Annotated in this window: 14 protein-coding genes; 2 read left to right on the forward strand and 12 right to left on the reverse strand. The window is 58.9% G+C overall.

What is annotated here, in order from left to right:
• The first annotated feature begins 60 nt into the window (after positions 1 to 60).
• Positions 61 to 969 carry a LysR family transcriptional regulator gene (locus ACA046_RS06640; RefSeq protein WP_459026560.1) on the forward strand — a complete coding sequence of 303 codons (909 nt, stop codon included), beginning with the start codon at positions 61 to 63 and terminating at the stop codon, positions 967 to 969.
• Here ACA046_RS06640 and ACA046_RS06645 read toward each other — a convergent pair.
• From ACA046_RS06645 to ACA046_RS06690, 10 genes are all read right to left on the reverse strand, one after another.
• Positions 966 to 1,451, reverse strand: coding sequence for a DoxX family protein (locus tag ACA046_RS06645; protein WP_421525472.1), 486 nt, complete (start codon positions 1,449 to 1,451; stop codon positions 966 to 968). The two genes, ACA046_RS06640 and ACA046_RS06645, sit on opposite strands and share 4 nt — an antisense overlap.
• The gene (locus tag ACA046_RS06650; RefSeq protein ID WP_497676141.1) at positions 1,448 to 2,224 is read right to left on the reverse strand and encodes an HvfC/BufC N-terminal domain-containing protein; all 777 of its coding nucleotides are present in this window, start codon (positions 2,222 to 2,224) and stop codon (positions 1,448 to 1,450) included. Before ACA046_RS06650 ends, ACA046_RS06645 begins: the two co-directional genes overlap by 4 nt.
• A complete protein-coding gene (gene bufB / locus ACA046_RS06655; protein WP_497676142.1) occupies positions 2,221 to 3,096 on the reverse strand; it encodes an MNIO family bufferin maturase in 876 nt (291 codons plus the stop codon). The genes ACA046_RS06650 and bufB overlap by 4 nt, the downstream gene beginning before the upstream one ends.
• Before the next feature lie 26 nt (positions 3,097 to 3,122).
• Positions 3,123 to 3,428: a BufA1 family periplasmic bufferin-type metallophore gene (locus tag ACA046_RS06660; protein ID WP_076016603.1), complete on the reverse strand. Its 306-nt coding sequence runs from the start codon at positions 3,426 to 3,428 to the stop codon at positions 3,123 to 3,125.
• A 260-nt stretch (positions 3,429 to 3,688) separates the two neighbouring features.
• The gene (locus ACA046_RS06665; RefSeq protein ID WP_017479361.1) at positions 3,689 to 4,390 is read right to left on the reverse strand and encodes an ABC transporter ATP-binding protein; all 702 of its coding nucleotides are present in this window, start codon (positions 4,388 to 4,390) and stop codon (positions 3,689 to 3,691) included.
• Between the two features lies 1 nt (position 4,391).
• Positions 4,392 to 5,159: a high-affinity branched-chain amino acid ABC transporter ATP-binding protein LivG gene (gene livG / locus ACA046_RS06670; RefSeq protein WP_076016604.1), complete on the reverse strand. Its 768-nt coding sequence runs from the start codon at positions 5,157 to 5,159 to the stop codon at positions 4,392 to 4,394.
• Positions 5,156 to 6,409: a high-affinity branched-chain amino acid ABC transporter permease LivM gene (locus tag ACA046_RS06675; protein ID WP_076016605.1), complete on the reverse strand. Its 1,254-nt coding sequence runs from the start codon at positions 6,407 to 6,409 to the stop codon at positions 5,156 to 5,158. Before ACA046_RS06675 ends, livG begins: the two co-directional genes overlap by 4 nt.
• Positions 6,406 to 7,329 carry a high-affinity branched-chain amino acid ABC transporter permease LivH gene (gene livH, locus ACA046_RS06680; protein WP_076016606.1) on the reverse strand — a complete coding sequence of 308 codons (924 nt, stop codon included), beginning with the start codon at positions 7,327 to 7,329 and terminating at the stop codon, positions 6,406 to 6,408. The genes ACA046_RS06675 and livH overlap by 4 nt, the downstream gene beginning before the upstream one ends.
• Positions 7,329 to 7,511 carry a hypothetical protein gene (locus tag ACA046_RS06685; protein ID WP_143503643.1) on the reverse strand — a complete coding sequence of 61 codons (183 nt, stop codon included), beginning with the start codon at positions 7,509 to 7,511 and terminating at the stop codon, positions 7,329 to 7,331. The genes livH and ACA046_RS06685 overlap by 1 nt, the downstream gene beginning before the upstream one ends.
• Positions 7,512 to 7,556: 45 nt before the next feature.
• Positions 7,557 to 8,684 carry a branched-chain amino acid ABC transporter substrate-binding protein gene (locus ACA046_RS06690; protein WP_076016607.1) on the reverse strand — a complete coding sequence of 376 codons (1,128 nt, stop codon included), beginning with the start codon at positions 8,682 to 8,684 and terminating at the stop codon, positions 7,557 to 7,559.
• 340 nt (positions 8,685 to 9,024) lie between these two features.
• Here ACA046_RS06690 and ACA046_RS06695 point away from each other — a divergent pair, with 340 nt between their 5' ends.
• Complete coding sequence (locus tag ACA046_RS06695; RefSeq protein ID WP_010176688.1) at positions 9,025 to 9,327, forward strand: DUF2288 domain-containing protein; 303 nt, start codon at positions 9,025 to 9,027, stop codon at positions 9,325 to 9,327.
• A gap of 1,075 nt (positions 9,328 to 10,402) precedes the next feature.
• Here ACA046_RS06695 and ACA046_RS06700 read toward each other — a convergent pair.
• Together ACA046_RS06700 and ACA046_RS06705 are read right to left on the reverse strand one after the other, a co-directional pair.
• Complete coding sequence (locus ACA046_RS06700; protein WP_459026572.1) at positions 10,403 to 12,580, reverse strand: hypothetical protein; 2,178 nt, start codon at positions 12,578 to 12,580, stop codon at positions 10,403 to 10,405.
• Positions 12,581 to 12,786: 206 nt separating this feature from the next.
• Positions 12,787 to 15,048, reverse strand: a complete 2,262-nt coding sequence (locus ACA046_RS06705; protein WP_497676143.1) for a putative bifunctional diguanylate cyclase/phosphodiesterase — start codon at positions 15,046 to 15,048, stop codon at positions 12,787 to 12,789.
• Positions 15,049 to 15,251: the final 203 nt, after the last annotated feature.

Genomic DNA, 15,251 nt, shown 5'->3' on the forward strand with positions numbered 1-15,251 from the left:
ATTTTTTGCGCGGATAAGTGCACTAATAGGCAACCTTTGGTTTTCAAATGGAAACAATCCATGAGCGAAATGGATGACCTGGCGGCGTTTGCGGTGTTGATCGAAGCCGGCAGCTTTACCCTGGCGGCCCAGCAGTTGGGCTGCAGCAAGGGGCAGCTGTCCAAGCGCATCAGCCAGTTGGAGGCACAGTTTTCGGTGGTGTTGTTGCATCGCACCACGCGCCGTTTGAGCCTGACGGCGGCGGGGGCGGCGCTGTTGCCGCAGGCCCAGGCGTTGGTGGTGCAGGTGGAGCGGGCACGTCAGGCACTGGCCAGGCTCAAGGACGATTTGGTCGGCCCGGTGCGTATGACCGTTCCGGTTTCCCTGGGTGAAACCTTCTTCGATGGTTTATTGCTGGAGTTTTCCCGGGAGTACCCGCAGGTGCAGATCGAGCTGGAGCTCAACAACCATTATCGAGACTTGTCGCGGGACGGTTTTGACTTGGCGGTACGCTCCGAAGTCGCCAACGACGAGCGATTGGTGGCCAAGCCGTTACTGGCCTGGCACGAGATGACCTGCGCCAGCCCGGCTTATCTGGAACAGCACGGCGAGCCGCTGACACCGGCTGAGCTGGTGGGGCACAACTGCCTGCTGAACAGCCACTACAGCGGTCGTGAAGAGTGGCTGTATCACCAGCAACATGAGCTGCTGCGGGTTCGTGTATCCGGGACCTTTGCTTCCAACCATTACAACTTGCTGAAGAAGGCGGCGCTGGTGGGCGCAGGCATCGCGCGTTTGCCTTCCTACGTGTTGCACACGGAATTGGCTGACGGTCGCCTGCGCTGGCTCCTGCGGGATTATCAGACCCGCAGCATGCCGATGTACCTGGTCCATCCGTATCAGGGCGGCCTGCCGCGCCGCACTCAGGTCCTGGCGGATTATCTGGTGGGCTGGTTCAAGCGCAGCGGCGAGGCCCTGGATCGCCTTTAGCGCAAGCGTCGCGCGATCAGGTGATCAATGGAGAAGCAGCCTGGCCCCTTGGCCATCAACAGCAACAGCAGCGCGATCCAGGTGCCGTGGGTCGGGTAAGCGTCCGGGTAGACGAACAGCTGGATGGTCAGGGTCATGCCCAGCAACGCCAGCGCCGAGAACCGTGTGGCAAACCCCACCAGGATCAGCACGGGGAAGAAATGTTCGGCGAACGCGGCCATATGCGCTGCGACTTCCGCTGACAGCAGCGGCACGTGGTATTCGCTGCGAAACAGCGGCAGGGTGGACGGCGCCAAGTGCGGCCAGCCCAGCTGGAACGTGCCGCCGATCAGGTCCACGGCGAAGCCTTCGACCTTGGTCTGGCCGGATTTCCAGAACACCGCTGCAATAGAGAAGCGTGCGACGAAGGCGATCAGGCTGTAGGGGATTTTCTCGAAGAGCTGGATGATCCGTTGGATCAGCCCGGGAGCGGCGGTGTTCATGGCGATACCTTGGGTTCTGTGTGCAAGTGGGTGATGGCGCCGTGGCCGACCAGCAGGGCCAGGCAGTGGTGCAGGTCAAATTCGGCGGCCGCATCGAGTGCGTAGGCCACGGCCATTTCCAGCGGCCAACCGTTGTTCAGGCTGTTGATAAACGCGGCGGCGCCGCTGCCGATGTGAAATACCTGTACGTGCAGGCCGTTGCGCAGTACCAGCGCGCTTTGGGCATGGAAGGGGTCGAGAGTGGCGAGGGATTCGTCTGTCTGGTGCGCAGCCCATAACGCCACCACGGCGTAGGCCGAGTTCAGGAGGGCAAGGGATGGATGCAGTTGCAGGCGCAGTTCGCCCAGGTCTGACTGTTGTTGCAGGGTGGCGATGACCTCCTGCTGATCCAGTGGCATTGCGTCTGCCGCGTGGTAGGCCCTGACCCGCAGCCGCTCCAGGCGCGCCACGTCAGCCAGGTAGGGCACGCTGGCGGCGGGCGCGAAGCCTTGGATAAAGTCAGCCAGGTCGCCGCCGTACTCGTTGATCAGCGGACTGGTTGGGGGGAAATCCTGGACATACAAGCCGGCCATCGCCCGAAAAAACTCATCGCCCACCAGTTGCAAGGTGACCGGGTAGCCGGCGGCCAGGGCGTTGATCAGTGAGCTGTGGACATTGTTTCGGTACACCGCAAAACGACTGGCCGGATCGGCGCCGTTACGGCTGAACACACCTTGCGGGCAGCTTTCGTCGGGCGACAGCAGGGCGCAAGCAAACACATCCTGGCCGCTCATGCGCGCACCTCCAGCAGGAACCGTTCGGCCTCGCGGGCCTCGGCGTGCAGCACGCTGAACGCGGGCACCTGATTGTCGCGCTCGATCAGCGTGGCGACCGGCCCGGTGCGCGCAAGGACCTGTTGGTAGAGCTGCCATACCGCGTTGTCGATCGGCGCGCCGTGATCATCAATCAGCAAACGATCACCGAGGCTGTCGGTGTCTTCGGCAAACCCTGCCAGATGAATCTCGCCCACGGCGTGCAGCGGCAAGGCATCGATGTACTTCAGCGGGTCTTGCTGATGGTTGATGCACGACACATACACATTGTTGACGTCCAGCAGCAGCCCGCAGCCGGTGCGGCGGATCGCTTCGCTGATGAAGTCGGTCTCTTCCAGGGTGGAACACTGGAACTGCAGGTAGGTCGACGGGTTCTCCAGCAGCATTGGCCGTTGCAGGCGGGTTTGCACCTGGTCGATGTGTTCGCACACCCGCTTCAGGGTTTGATCGTCATACGCCAGCGGCAGCAAATCATTGAGAAACACCGGGCCGTGGCTGGACCAGGCCAGGTGTTCGGAAAACGAGTGGGGTTGATAGCGTTCGATCAGCGCGGCCAAGCGCACCAAGTGCTCATCGTTCAGCGGACCTTCGCCGCCGATGGACAGGCCTACACCGTGCAGCGACAGCGGGTATCGTTCGCGGATCAAGCCCAGGTAGTGATGGAAAGGCCCGCCGGCCACCATGTAGTTTTCGGCGTGGACTTCGAAAAAACCGATGTCGGGGGCAGTCTCGAGCACTTCGCTGAAGTGCTCGCTCTTGAGCCCCAGCCCGGCCCGATAGGGGAGGCCGGGCGCCTGAGCCTGGGAGATGGAATAGGTGCATGCAAGCGTCATCGTCAGTACTCAGGCTGCGCAGGGATTCAGGACTTGGCGGTGAAGGCGGCTTCCTGGCCGAAGCCGGTTGGCGAGGTGGCGCTTGGGGTTTTCAGGCAGGTGCCGGCTGGGACCAATTTCCAGGCGTTGGCTTGGTCCTTGACCTTCGAGGTGCCGGCGCAGGAAGTGCCCGCGCCTGCAGCGCAATCGTTCTTACCGGCTTCGGCTACACCGAAGCATTTCTGCATGTCGTCAGCAGCGTGGGCGGTGGAGGTCAGGGCGGACAGACTCAGGGCCGAACCCAGGGCCAGGACGAGGGTGGCAGCGGACAGCGAACGGGTTTTGGTAGTCATGGTGTATCTCCAGCAGTGGGTTGAGTTGGCAAGCGTAGTTGCCTGCTTACACCACTAGAGATAAGGGGAAGGGATTCGTTACAAACCTGGGGAAAATAATTTCAGGTTTCGCCAAAGTCTTTGGTTCACACAAAACAAATGTGGGAGCGGGCTTGCTCGCGAAGGCAGTGGTTGAGTCACCCAATAAGTTGGCTGATCCACCGCCTTCGCGAGCAAGCCCGCTCCCACAAAAGCCCGCTCATACATTAGCCAGATGGGCATCAACCGCCCAAATAAGCCTCACGCACTTTCGGATCGGTCAGCAGTTGTTCGCCGCTGCCCTGCATCACCACCCGGCCGTTTTCCAGCACATAGGCGCGGTCGGCGATCTTCAGTGCCTGGTTGGCGTTCTGCTCCACGAGGAACACCGTTACACCGTCCTTACGCAGTTGTTCGATGATGTCGAAGATCTGCTGGATGATGATCGGCGCCAGGCCCAGGGACGGTTCGTCCAGCAGCAACAGCTTGGGCTTGCTCATCAGCGCACGGCCGATGGCGAGCATTTGCTGTTCGCCACCGGACATGGTGCCGCCGCGCTGGCTGAAGCGTTCCTTGAGCCGAGGGAACAGGTGCAGCACCTTGTCCATCTGCTCCTGGTAATCGCCCTTGTCGGTAAAGAACCCGCCCATGGCGAGGTTCTCTTCCACGGTCAGGCGGGCAAATACCCGGCGACCTTCCGGAACCACGGCAATGCTCTTGCGCATGATCTCGGAGGAGGCCTGGCCCACCAGTTCCTCACCCATGTAGCGGATGCTGCCGCTATGAGCCTGGGGCGAACCGCACAAGGTCATCAGCAGCGTGGATTTGCCGGCACCGTTGGCCCCGATCAGGGTGACGATCTCGCCCTGGCGCACTTCGACGTTGACGTTGTGGAGCGCCTGGATCTTGCCGTAGAAAGTGGAAACGTTTTCGAATTGCAGCATTTTACGCTTCCCCCAAATAGGCTTTGATCACGGCCGGGTTGTCGCGGATCTGCTCCGGCGTTCCGTCGGCCAGTGGCGTGCCCTGGTTGATCACGACGATATGGTCGGAAATGCTCATGACCAGTTTCATGTCGTGTTCGATCAGCAGCACAGTGGCGTTGTTTTCTTCACGCAGCACACTGATCAGCGCCTTGAGGTCTTCGGTTTCCTTTGGGTTCAGGCCGGCGGCCGGTTCGTCGAGCATCAGGATCCGCGGACGGGTCATCATGCAGCGGGCGATTTCCAGGCGACGTTGCTGACCGTAGGCCAGGGTACCGGCAGGGCGGTTGGCAAACTCGGTGAGGTTGACCTTGTCCAGCCAGTACGCGGCGTATTCCATGGCCTCGCGTTCGCTCTTGCGGAACGACGGGGTCTTGAACAGGCCGGCAAAGAAGTTGGTGTTCAAGTGACGATGCTGGGCGATCAACAGGTTCTCGACCGCTGTCATGTCCTTGAACAACCGCACGTTCTGGAAGGTACGCACCACGCCTTTGCGGGCGATTTCGTGGCCGGCCAGGCCCTGAATTGGCTGGCCATCCAGCAGGATGCTGCCGCCGCTTGGTTTGTAGAAGCCGGTCAGGCAGTTGAACACCGTGGTCTTGCCGGCGCCGTTGGGGCCGATCAGAGCCACAACCTGCTTCTCTTGTACGGTCAGGGCCACGCCGTTGACCGCGAGCAAACCGCCGAAGCGCATGCTCAAATTTTCGACTTTCAGGATCTCGCGGCTCATTTGCGCAGCTCCATGTGTGGACGTTGCATGGGCAGCAGGCCTTGAGGACGCCAGATCATCATCAGCACCATCATGGCGCCGAACATCAACATGCGGTATTCGCTGAACTCACGCATCATTTCCGGCAGCAGGATCATTACGATCGCCGCGAGGATCACACCCAGCTGCGAGCCCATGCCACCCAGCACCACGATGGCGAGGATGATTGCCGACTCGATGAAGGTGAACGACTCCGGAGTCACCAAACCCTGGCGAGCGGCGAAGAAGCTGCCTGCGAAACCGGCGAAGGTTGCCCCGAGGGTGAATGCCGAAAGTTTGATGACGGTCGGGTTCATGCCTAATGCACGGCAGGCGATTTCATCTTCGCGCAGCGCTTCCCACGCACGGCCGATTGGCATGCGCAGCAGACGGTTGATCACGAACAGTGCGGCCAGTGCCAGCAACAGCGCCACCAGGTACAGGAACACCACTTTGCTCACCGGGTTGTAATCCAGCCCGAAGTACTCGTGGAAAGTCTGCATGCCTTCGGCTGCGGTGCGGTCGAACGTCAGCCCGAAGAACGTTGGCTTGGGAATGCTGCTGATGCCATTGGGCCCGCCGGTGATATCGGTGAGGTTACGCAGGAACAGACGGATGATTTCACCGAAGCCCAAGGTCACGATCGCCAGATAGTCACCGCGCAAGCGCAGTACCGGGAAGCCCAGCAGGAAGCCAAATGTGGCGGCCGCCATGCCGGCCAGTGGCAGGCAGATCCAGAAGCCCCAGCCCAGATAATGCGAGAGCAGCGCGTAGGTGTAGGCACCCACCGCATAGAAGCCCACATAGCCCAGGTCGAGCAAGCCGGCCAGACCCACCACAATGTTCAGGCCCAGGCCCAGCAGCACGTAGATCAGGATCAGCGTTGCGATATCCACCGCGCCACGGGAACCGAAGAACGGCCAGATCAACGCGGCCACGATCAGGCCGATGATGATGTAGCGCTGGGTACGCGGCAGGGTCAGGAACTGGCTGACCTTGGGCGAAACCAACGGCCCACGGTTGGACTTGAGGAGTGCCCCGACCTGCTGGGTGAACAGCACGCGCAGGAACATCAGCACCGAGCACAGGGCAATGATGGTCAATGTGACGGGACCGGTGCCATGCACTTCCAGGTTGATCCCGACAATGCTCAGCTTGAGCCCGAGTACCGGAAAGGCCACGGCCCACACCAGCAAGGCGCTGAAAAACGCCGATTTAAGATATCTGCTCATACTTTCTCAACCTCCGGACGGCCCAGAATGCCGGTCGGCCGGAACAACAGCACCAGAACCAATAGACCGAATGCCACCACGTCCTTGTACTGGTCACCGAACACATCGGCGCCAAAGGCTTCAGCCACACCCAGCACCAGCCCGCCGAGCATCGCACCCGGAATGCTGCCGATGCCGCCCAATACCGCTGCGGTGAAGGCCTTGAGGCCCACCAGGAAACCAGCGTTGGGGTTGATCACGCCATACTGCATGCTCAGCAATACAGCGGCGACAGCCGCCAGTGCGGCACCGATGACGAAGGTCAGGGCGATGATGTTGTTGGTGTTGATGCCCAACAGGTTGGCCATCTTGATGTCTTCGGCGCAGGCCCGGCAGGCGCGCCCCAGACGGGAGCGGGAGATGAACAGGGTCAGGCCGAGCATTGCCACCAGGGTGACGACGAAGACCAGGACCTGCATGTAGGAAATCAGCACTTCTTGTGCGCCACCTGGGCCGAAGGAGAAGCTCCCCGGGATCAGGTTGGGAATGGATTTGTCCTTGGAATCCTGGGACAGCAATACGGTGTTCTGCAGGAAAATCGACATGCCGATCGCAGAGATCAGCGGGATCAAGCGGTTGCTGCCACGCAATGGGCGGTACGCAACGCGTTCGATACTGTAGCCATAGGCACTGGTTACGACGATGGACGCCAGGAATGCAGCGGTCATCAACAGCGGCAGGGAGTGGATACCCATCATGGCCAGCCCGGCAAGGGCGATGAAGGCCACGTAGGAACCAATCATGTACACCTCGCCATGGGCGAAGTTAATCATTCCAATGATGCCGTAAACCATTGTGTAGCCAATGGCTATCAAGGCATAGGTGCTGCCAACGGTCATGCCGTTAACCAGCGTTTGGAAAAAATGATAGATCTCAGGCATTACAGCGCTCCTAAAAACCCGATACGCATTTCACTGGTGGAGTCAATTTCCGGCTCGGTGCCCTGTTCTGTGATCAGGTTGCACAAAGCGTTTGCCAGCGAACCGCTGGTGACGGTTTTAAGATTTTCAGGTGAACCCACTCCCGGATCGCGGGTGTCAGGCCCATAAACCTCGTAAAACAAAGCCCACTGCTTGCACAGTGGGCTTGTTGACCAGTAACGCCTGGCTTACTGAGGGGAAACTTCGGTTTTTGGTTTGCCGAAGTGCCATTCGTAGACCACGAACTTGAAGTCCTTCAGGTCGCCCTTGGCGTCGAAGCTCAGGTCGCCGGTTGGGGTCTTGAAGGTACCGGCGTGAATGGCAGCAGCCACTTTGGCGGTGTCTTCGCTTTTCGCGGCAGCGATACCGCCGGCGATCACTTCAACAGCCGAGTAGGCCGGGAACACGAACGGACCGGTTGGGTCCTGCTTGTTCTTGGCGAACTCTTCAACGATTGCCTTGTTGGCAGGATCGGTGTCGAAAGACTTCGGCAGGGTGACCAGCAGGCCTTCGGAAGCGCCCTGGGCGATTTGCGAGATGGAGTCGTTGCCGACGCCTTCCGGGCCCATGAACTTGGCGTTCACGCCTTTTTCCTTGGCTTGGCGCAGGATCAGGCCCAGCTCAGGGTGGTAGCCGCCGTAGTAGACGAAGTCGACGTTGGCTTGCTTGAGCTTCTGAATCAGCGAGCCGAAGTCTTTGTCGCCAGCGTTGATGCCTTCGAAGAGGGCAACTTTCACGCCTTTCTTCTCGAGGGTCTGCTTGACGGCGGTGGCGATGCCTTCACCGTACTGCTGCTTGTCGTGGATAACGGCTACGACTTTCGGCTTCACGTGGTCGGCGATGTAGTTGCCGGCCGCAGGGCCCTGGGCGCTGTCCAGGCCGATGGTACGGAAGATCAGCTTGTAGCCACGGGAAGTGATTTCCGGGCTGGTGGCTGCCGGGGTGATCATGATCACGCCTTCGTCTTCGTAGATGTCGGATGCTGGCTGAGTGGAGCTGGAGCAAAGGTGACCGACCACGAACTTGACGCCGTCGTTGACCACTTTGTTGGCTACGGCCACGGCTTGTTTTGGATCGCAAGCGTCGTCGTATTCTTTGGCTTCGAGCATTTTGCCATCCACGCCGCCCTTGGCGTTGATGTCGGCGATGGCCTGCTTGGCGCCCATGAACTGCATGTCGCCGTATTGGGTCACAGGGCCGGTTTTAGGGCCGGCAATACCGATCTTGATGGTGTCAGCTGCGAACGAATGGCTGGCAACCCCGGCCAGGACCATAGCGGCAAACAGTTTGGAAATCTGCTTAGTAGCCTTATTCATAGTGCTCCACTCTTACTGTTGTATTTTTTATAGTTCTAGCGGCCTTGTGAGCTGCAGAACCGGATCAGATATCTCGGATATCCCCCGGCAGCGGCCTGGCAACTGTACCGGTACAGTGTAGAGCGCCGGTTGATCGCTTGAAAAGCTGGCTGCTAGGGGCAAAACCCGGGTGTGTCGCTTAAATGAAAGAAAAAGACAGAATTGCGGCGGGGTGATGCCAGAGTTTCGGGCAATCCTTGGCTTTCCTGACACTTTCGTTCGGTGCCTCATTTGCAACTGGGTTTTTCTGCCTGGTGCTCGACGGTATGATTGCGCCGATTTTTTCTTCAGGTGAACTCCCATGACGCAAGAACCTAGCACCCTCTATGCCAAGCTGCTTGGTGAAACCGCCGAAATTTCCTGGAAGGAGCTTGAGCCGTTCTTTGCCAAGGGTGCCCTATTGTGGGTCGACGCCGGGCTGGATTTGATCGAGGCCGCTGAGGGTATGGCTGAGGATAACCGTGAGAAAGTCGCTGCCTGGCTGGCTGCGGGGAGTCTTGGCGAGGTGTCTGCGACGCGGGCATTGGACCTGGTTGAGCGGGATCCGAGCTTGTGGGCGGTGGTGGTTTCGCCGTGGATTCTGATCCAGGAAAGGGCGGGGTAGGAAATCGCTGCGCGAAAATGGTGCGTGAATTTTCAGGGTTTGAGTGTGTAGCGGGGTAACTGCATTTGCGGTGATGGCATGTTGCCGTAGAGAAAGGTCACAGGCGGGGGTTACGTGCGCGTCATGGGAACAGTTTTGTTCGCGGCGGAATGTGGGGGGAATTGTTTCTGGGTGTGAGTTTTTGGAGTACATATCCGTTATTTAGGTAACGGCCGCCTATGGTTCCGCTCTTACAGCGGGTCACTTTTGGCAAACGCCCGGAATGCCGGCCCAGCCAAAAGTAACCAAAAGGTCTTTGCCCCACCACTCGGTGCCTCGCCCAGGCTCGGCATGCCCGCACTCCGGCCCGGTTCCGCGGGCCGCCGCGACGGGCCATCCATGGCCCGGCGCGGCTAAATCGGCTTCCCTGCCGATTTAGCCGCTCCACCGTGCCTACTTGCGGCCATCGTGGTTGACGGGGTCCGCAGATCAAGATCACAAGCAGATCAAAAGCAAGAGCACAGCGGCCTACAGGCCGGCTTGAGTGTTAGAAGCAGAGGCAAGATCCAGAGCGAAAGCAGAGCTGCTTTTCTGTGGGAGCGGGCTTGCTCGCGAAAAACCTGAGGGCGCCGCGCTCATTCAGGATGCCCGCGTCATCGTTAACGACCTTCGCGAGCAAGCCCGCTCCCACATTTGGACCGTGCCCGCTTTAGCTTTTGATTTGGCTGTTGCTGTTGCTGTTGCTGTTGCTTCACCACACTCAAGCCGGCCTGTAGGCCGCTGTGCCCTTGATCTGCTTTTGATCTTGATCTTAGGCGCCCCGTTAAACCACGCTGGCCGAACGCAGGCAGTACGGAGCGGGTAAACCGGCAGGACGCCGGTTTAGCCGCGACGGGGCAGGGACGCCCCGTCGCGGCGGCCCGCTTCGTGCTGCCGGAGCTGAGGGCACACCGAGCCTAGGCGAGGTGCCGAGTGGTGGGGCAAGAGCGTTTTGCTTACTTTTGCGCTGTTCAAAAGTGAGCCGCTGTAAGAGCGGAACCCATATCAGCCCCAACCCAAATAACGGATATACACCCCACCTCAGCAACAAAAGCGCCTACGCAGTCTTCCCAGTATGGTTATTCAGCGAAATAACCTTGGTCTTCCCAATCCGGTGACGATAAATCTCACGCAGGTACTTGATCGCCTTCTTCACACAATCCCGCGACAGCCGAATATCGTTGATCGACACAAACTTGTCCTTGTCGTTGATCAACTCACGATACTTCTTCTCATACATCGGCTTGATGGCATACCAGTTGGTATCCAGAATCTTCGCCGGGTTCTCAAACTCATTGAGCAGCTCATCAATCCGGTCCTCATCAAAATCATCATGGATGATGAAATCCAGAATCGAATTATCCAGCGTGTCATCAAACCGATATGGATTCCTCGCAAAGCAGCGCTTGATAAACGCCACGATCAACGTCAAAAAATCATCCGACAGGCACGGGCTTTTAGCGATCAAGGTCGTGAGCGACAAGTTGGCCGACGCCCCGATCACCAGCGCATACCGCTTGAGCGTGGTGTTTGGGAACAGACTGTTGAGGTGCGTCTTGAGCCGATTCAGGTCCATATAGGACAGCTTGTAATCCTTGGGCAACGACACAATCGACACCACCGACGAGCAGTTCTTGAAGAAGTGCAGGTCATGCAGCGCCGCCGCGTCATACCCGGAGTTCTTGTACTGCTCCAAGGAGGCCTTGTAGCGCTTGGACTCAATCGGCAACAGGCTGATGCCCTCGATCGCCTGGGTCACCTTGTTGAAGTGCGGCAGATCAATGGAACGGAAAAACAGGTCATCGATATTCAGCCGCTGCGGCTCTTTTTCGAACACCTTGAACTTGTCGCTCGAAGGCGCCGGCGTTTCCGGCACCACCGATTCGGCGTAGGCAATCGCCACCGGGCCCGCCAGGCTCATGAACAGGTCGTTGGCATCCAGGCGGATGGTCTCGCCGATGTCGATGCCGGCCCGACGGAAGTAGTTCTGGTCGTAGTCGGTCGTAACCGCCTGAGCCGTCAGAATGTTGAAGATCTGCTGCGAGATGTATTGGTTGGCGTGCTTCTCCATGGCATTGACATCAATGTTCTGGATATTGCCGTCATCGCTTTCTTCGGCATACCGCATGATGTCGTTGGAGATCAGCATCATCGCGTTCCACGGCCGGATACGGCCTTTCACGCTGGCCTCGCTGCTGTCTTCATTGTCGAAGTTGTACGAGAAATCCCATTCTTCCGACAGGTATTTGCACAACAGCCGCCCGGCGTTGATGTGCAGTGCCTCGGACATTTCGCTGCGGTGATCGGAGATGTTCGGCAGCACACAAATGCCGCTGGTGAAGATCGGCTCGAACACAAAGGCGTGGCCGCTCTTGCTGTCATGCTCGTCGGCGGGCTTGGTGTCGAACGTCTTGTTCATGTACGAGTGCTGCTGGGCCAGGCCGAATTCCGAGGCCATGCCCGAGCCGGTACCGCCGCCGGCGCTGAAGATCGAGAAGTACAGGCGCGACTGGTTGGCCTTGATGCCGCAGGAGTCGATCAGGTACGAGTGGATCATCTTCCAGTCGGGGCTGGAAAAGCGCTGGGTGTCTTTGTTGAGGATGATCTTGGCCAGGTACTGGCCAAGGATCGGCGCGTTACCGGCGCCACCGGCATGGACTTCCGAGAGGTCCATGATTTTCATCTTGCTGTAGTCCCGCAGGAATCCGCTTTTCTCTCCCTTGCGCGAGAAACGGATGCGCCCGGCGATGTCCTTGTCCAGGTCGCCCAGCATCACCAGCGGCTCGACCAGGAACACCGGCTTGGTGCCTTTGTTCGAACCCAGGCGCAGGTTGTTGCGAATCCACTGGGCGGGGCGGTAGCCCTTGTCGGTGGATTTGTCTTCGTTGCTGAATTCGTTGAGGTAGAACTTGCGGGCGTTGTACACCAGCTCCGCCACATCCAGGGCAATGTTCGAGCCGCAGCGGCCCAGGCCGATCAGGCACACCGAGGGGAATTCCTGCTCGTTGCGCAGTTCGCCGTCAACTTCCAGGTGCGGAGCGCGCGGGAACACCATGTCGCGCAGGCCGTCGAGGTTGTCGAGGATGCGGTCGGTGTTGGTTTCGGTGAAGTACAGGTACTGCTGGGTGGCCAGTGGGCGGGCGCTGCTCAATGACTTTGAACCTGAGGGTTTTTCCGCAGGGGCTGTCAGCAACACGTCGGATACCGCGGTGGCAGAGTTATTTTTAGAAGTCATTGTGCGCCATGTGCCTGGACGGATGGCTGAAAAAGTATCAAATAGCCATCACGGAATGAGAGATCGCGACTTTACAGTGCGTCCTGGTCCTGGGCGATAGGGTTTAACCCTAGGGTTTTAAGGGGAAATCCTGGCCGGACTCTGATGAATCGGCCGTTCGTCGGGGTTCTTTAGTGAAATGATGGCGATTTGCCAAATAAACGGCGTCAGCGAATTGGCCTGACGATGGACGCCGGGCCTGTGCGCTCCGAAGGCGGGTCTTTCTGCGTGGGTTCACCTCCCGTAAGACCCAGCAGGCTGAACATGTTGTGCTGATCAAGGCCATTGATCACCGCGCCGATATCACTCATCGGCACCGCAGCGCTGAGCAAGTAACCCTGAACGAAATCACAACCGTGTTTTTGCACCACTTCAAATTGTTGCAGGGTTTCCACACCTTCGGTCACCACCTGCAAATGCAGGGTGTGGGCCATGCCGATGATCGCCTGGACGATCTCGATGTCGGCATTGGACTTGGGAATGTCCTGGATAAATGAACGGTCGATTTTCAAGGTGTTCAGCGGCAGGCGCTTGAGGTAGGCGAGGGACGAATAGCCGGTGCCAAAGTCGTCGATGGACAGCGAGACGCCCAAGGCGCGGATTTGCCGCAGCAGTGCCAGGGTGCTGCTGATATTGCCCATCAGGGCGTTTTCGGTCACTTCCAGTTCGAGGCGGTTGGCGGCAATTCCACCGAAGCGCAGGGCACTTTCGATTTCATCGGCCAATTCGTCACGGGTCAGGTTCAGGGCCGAGCAGTTCACGGCCATGATCAATTCAGTGTGGCCCTGCTCCGACAGCAGGCTCAGGTCGTGACAGGCCTGGCGCAATACCCAGTGATCGAGTTCGGCAATCAGCCCGTTGTTTTCGGCAATGCTGATGAACCGGTCCGGGGTCAGCAGGCCATGTTGCGGATGTTGCCAGCGCACCAGGGCTTCGAGGCGGGTGATCTTGCCTTTTTTCAGGTCAAGAATCGGTTGGTAAAACAGCACCAGTTCGTTCTTGCCGCGCAGCGCGGCGCGCAGTTCTTCTTCCAGTTGCAGTTCCAGGAAGGCCCGGGTTTTCAGGTTGGAGCTGAAGAAGTTCAGGCTGTTACGCCCGGCATCCTTGGACTGATACAACGCCAGGTCGGCAGTTTTCAGCAGCTCTTCGCTGGTTTTGCCGTCTTCAGGGAAGAGGCTGATGCCGATGCTGGTGGTCATCACCATGCGCCGGCCGGCCAACTCTACGGGGTCTTTCATTTTCTGCATGATGCGCTGGGCCATGTGCCGCGCTTCATCGCGATGATGGATGCTGATCAGGATGCAGAACTCATCACCGCCAAACCGCGCGACCACGTCGTCATGGCTGCGCACCGAGCTTTTGATATGGCCGGCCAGCACGGTCAGCAGTTCGTCACCGGCGTCATGGCCGAGGCTGTCGTTGATGCGCTTGAAGTGGTCGATATCCAGGAAGATCACCGCCAGCATGCCGTCGGTGGCGGTTTTTTCCGCGAGCTTCTCGGCGAAGATCTGGTTGAAACCACGGCGGTTGAGCAGGCTGGTCAAGGCGTCGTAATGCGCCACTTGCTGCAGGGAGGCGCGGGCCTGGTCGAGTTCGGTGAGCAGGGCGTTGACCCGGCGCAGGTCGGTTTCCTTGTGTTGCAGTTTTTTGTCTGCCAGGGCGGCGCTGATGCTGCTGCCGATCACCAGCAAGGCGATGACGGCGACCAGCAGGCCCAGTTGGATCGGGTTGTTGTCCACCGGCAACGCCGACGGCACCACGCCCTCGGGCAACAGCAGTTGCATGGCCGCCATGCCGGTGAAGTGCATGCTGATAATCCCGGCGCCGAGCACCAGGCTGGCCGCGTACTTGAGCAATTGATGGAACATGCCGGTGCCGTTGCGCAGGTAGAGTGACAGCAGCAACGCGGCCAGGCTGGCGCCGATGGCGATCACCACTGAGGCCAGAAACAATCCGGTCTGAAAGTACACGCCTGCTTCGGATTGCATGGCCGACATGCCGACGTAGTGCATCAGTGCAATGCCCAGCCCCATCCATACCGACGCCAGCACATATTGGTGAAGACGCAGCTTTGGATGACTGAGGGTTTGCATGGCGAACAGCGAGGCAATCAGGGCGATCAGCAGCGAGGCAAACGTCATGATCAATTCGTAGTGAATCGCGATAGGCGCCTGGAAGGCCAGCATGCTGATGAAGTGGGTCGCCCAGATTCCGCCAGCCAGGCAGCCCGCGCCTACCCAGCGCCAGTGCCGTTGAGCCTTGGGGTTGTCGACGTGGCCGACACGTTCGGCCATGTCCAGGGTGCCGAAGCCCGCCGCACACGCCACTACGTAAGCCAGTAGCACCAGAAAGGGGTTATGACTGCAATTGAGTAATAAGTGCCCGCTGTCCGGAAGGTCGGTAAAAAAATGCAAACCAAGCCATTCCATAGCATGTCCCGTCACAGAGTCTTTGTCTGACAATGCTCTAAGTATAGAGAGCCTGAGCGGGTTGCAAGGGCTGATGGCAAATTGCTTCTAATTATTTGGCGATGAGTTCATAAACAACTAGAACCAAATGCGTAGGGATGACAGCACGGGTCGCCCGATGGAGTGACATCAGACTTACGAATCATTACAGACAATCATCACAG

The organism is Pseudomonas sp. LBUM1641 (assembly GCF_059716235.1).

Coding starts and splice junctions, on each gene's coding strand:
- ACA046_RS06640 (WP_459026560.1), top strand. CDS start 61: ATGAGCGAAATGGATGACCTGGCGGCGTTTGCGGTGTTGATCGAAGCC.
- ACA046_RS06645 (WP_421525472.1), bottom strand. CDS start 1,451: ATGAACACCGCCGCTCCCGGGCTGATCCAACGGATCATCCAGCTCTTC.
- ACA046_RS06650 (WP_497676141.1), bottom strand. CDS start 2,224: ATGAGCGGCCAGGATGTGTTTGCTTGCGCCCTGCTGTCGCCCGACGAA.
- bufB (WP_497676142.1), bottom strand. CDS start 3,096: ATGACGCTTGCATGCACCTATTCCATCTCCCAGGCTCAGGCGCCCGGC.
- ACA046_RS06660 (WP_076016603.1), bottom strand. CDS start 3,428: ATGACTACCAAAACCCGTTCGCTGTCCGCTGCCACCCTCGTCCTGGCC.
- ACA046_RS06665 (WP_017479361.1), bottom strand. CDS start 4,390: ATGCTGCAATTCGAAAACGTTTCCACTTTCTACGGCAAGATCCAGGCG.
- livG (WP_076016604.1), bottom strand. CDS start 5,159: ATGAGCCGCGAGATCCTGAAAGTCGAAAATTTGAGCATGCGCTTCGGC.
- ACA046_RS06675 (WP_076016605.1), bottom strand. CDS start 6,409: ATGAGCAGATATCTTAAATCGGCGTTTTTCAGCGCCTTGCTGGTGTGG.
- livH (WP_076016606.1), bottom strand. CDS start 7,329: ATGCCTGAGATCTATCATTTTTTCCAAACGCTGGTTAACGGCATGACC.
- ACA046_RS06690 (WP_076016607.1), bottom strand. CDS start 8,684: ATGAATAAGGCTACTAAGCAGATTTCCAAACTGTTTGCCGCTATGGTC.
- ACA046_RS06695 (WP_010176688.1), top strand. CDS start 9,025: ATGACGCAAGAACCTAGCACCCTCTATGCCAAGCTGCTTGGTGAAACC.
- ACA046_RS06700 (WP_459026572.1), bottom strand. CDS start 12,580: ATGACTTCTAAAAATAACTCTGCCACCGCGGTATCCGACGTGTTGCTG.
- ACA046_RS06705 (WP_497676143.1), bottom strand. CDS start 15,048: ATGGAATGGCTTGGTTTGCATTTTTTTACCGACCTTCCGGACAGCGGG.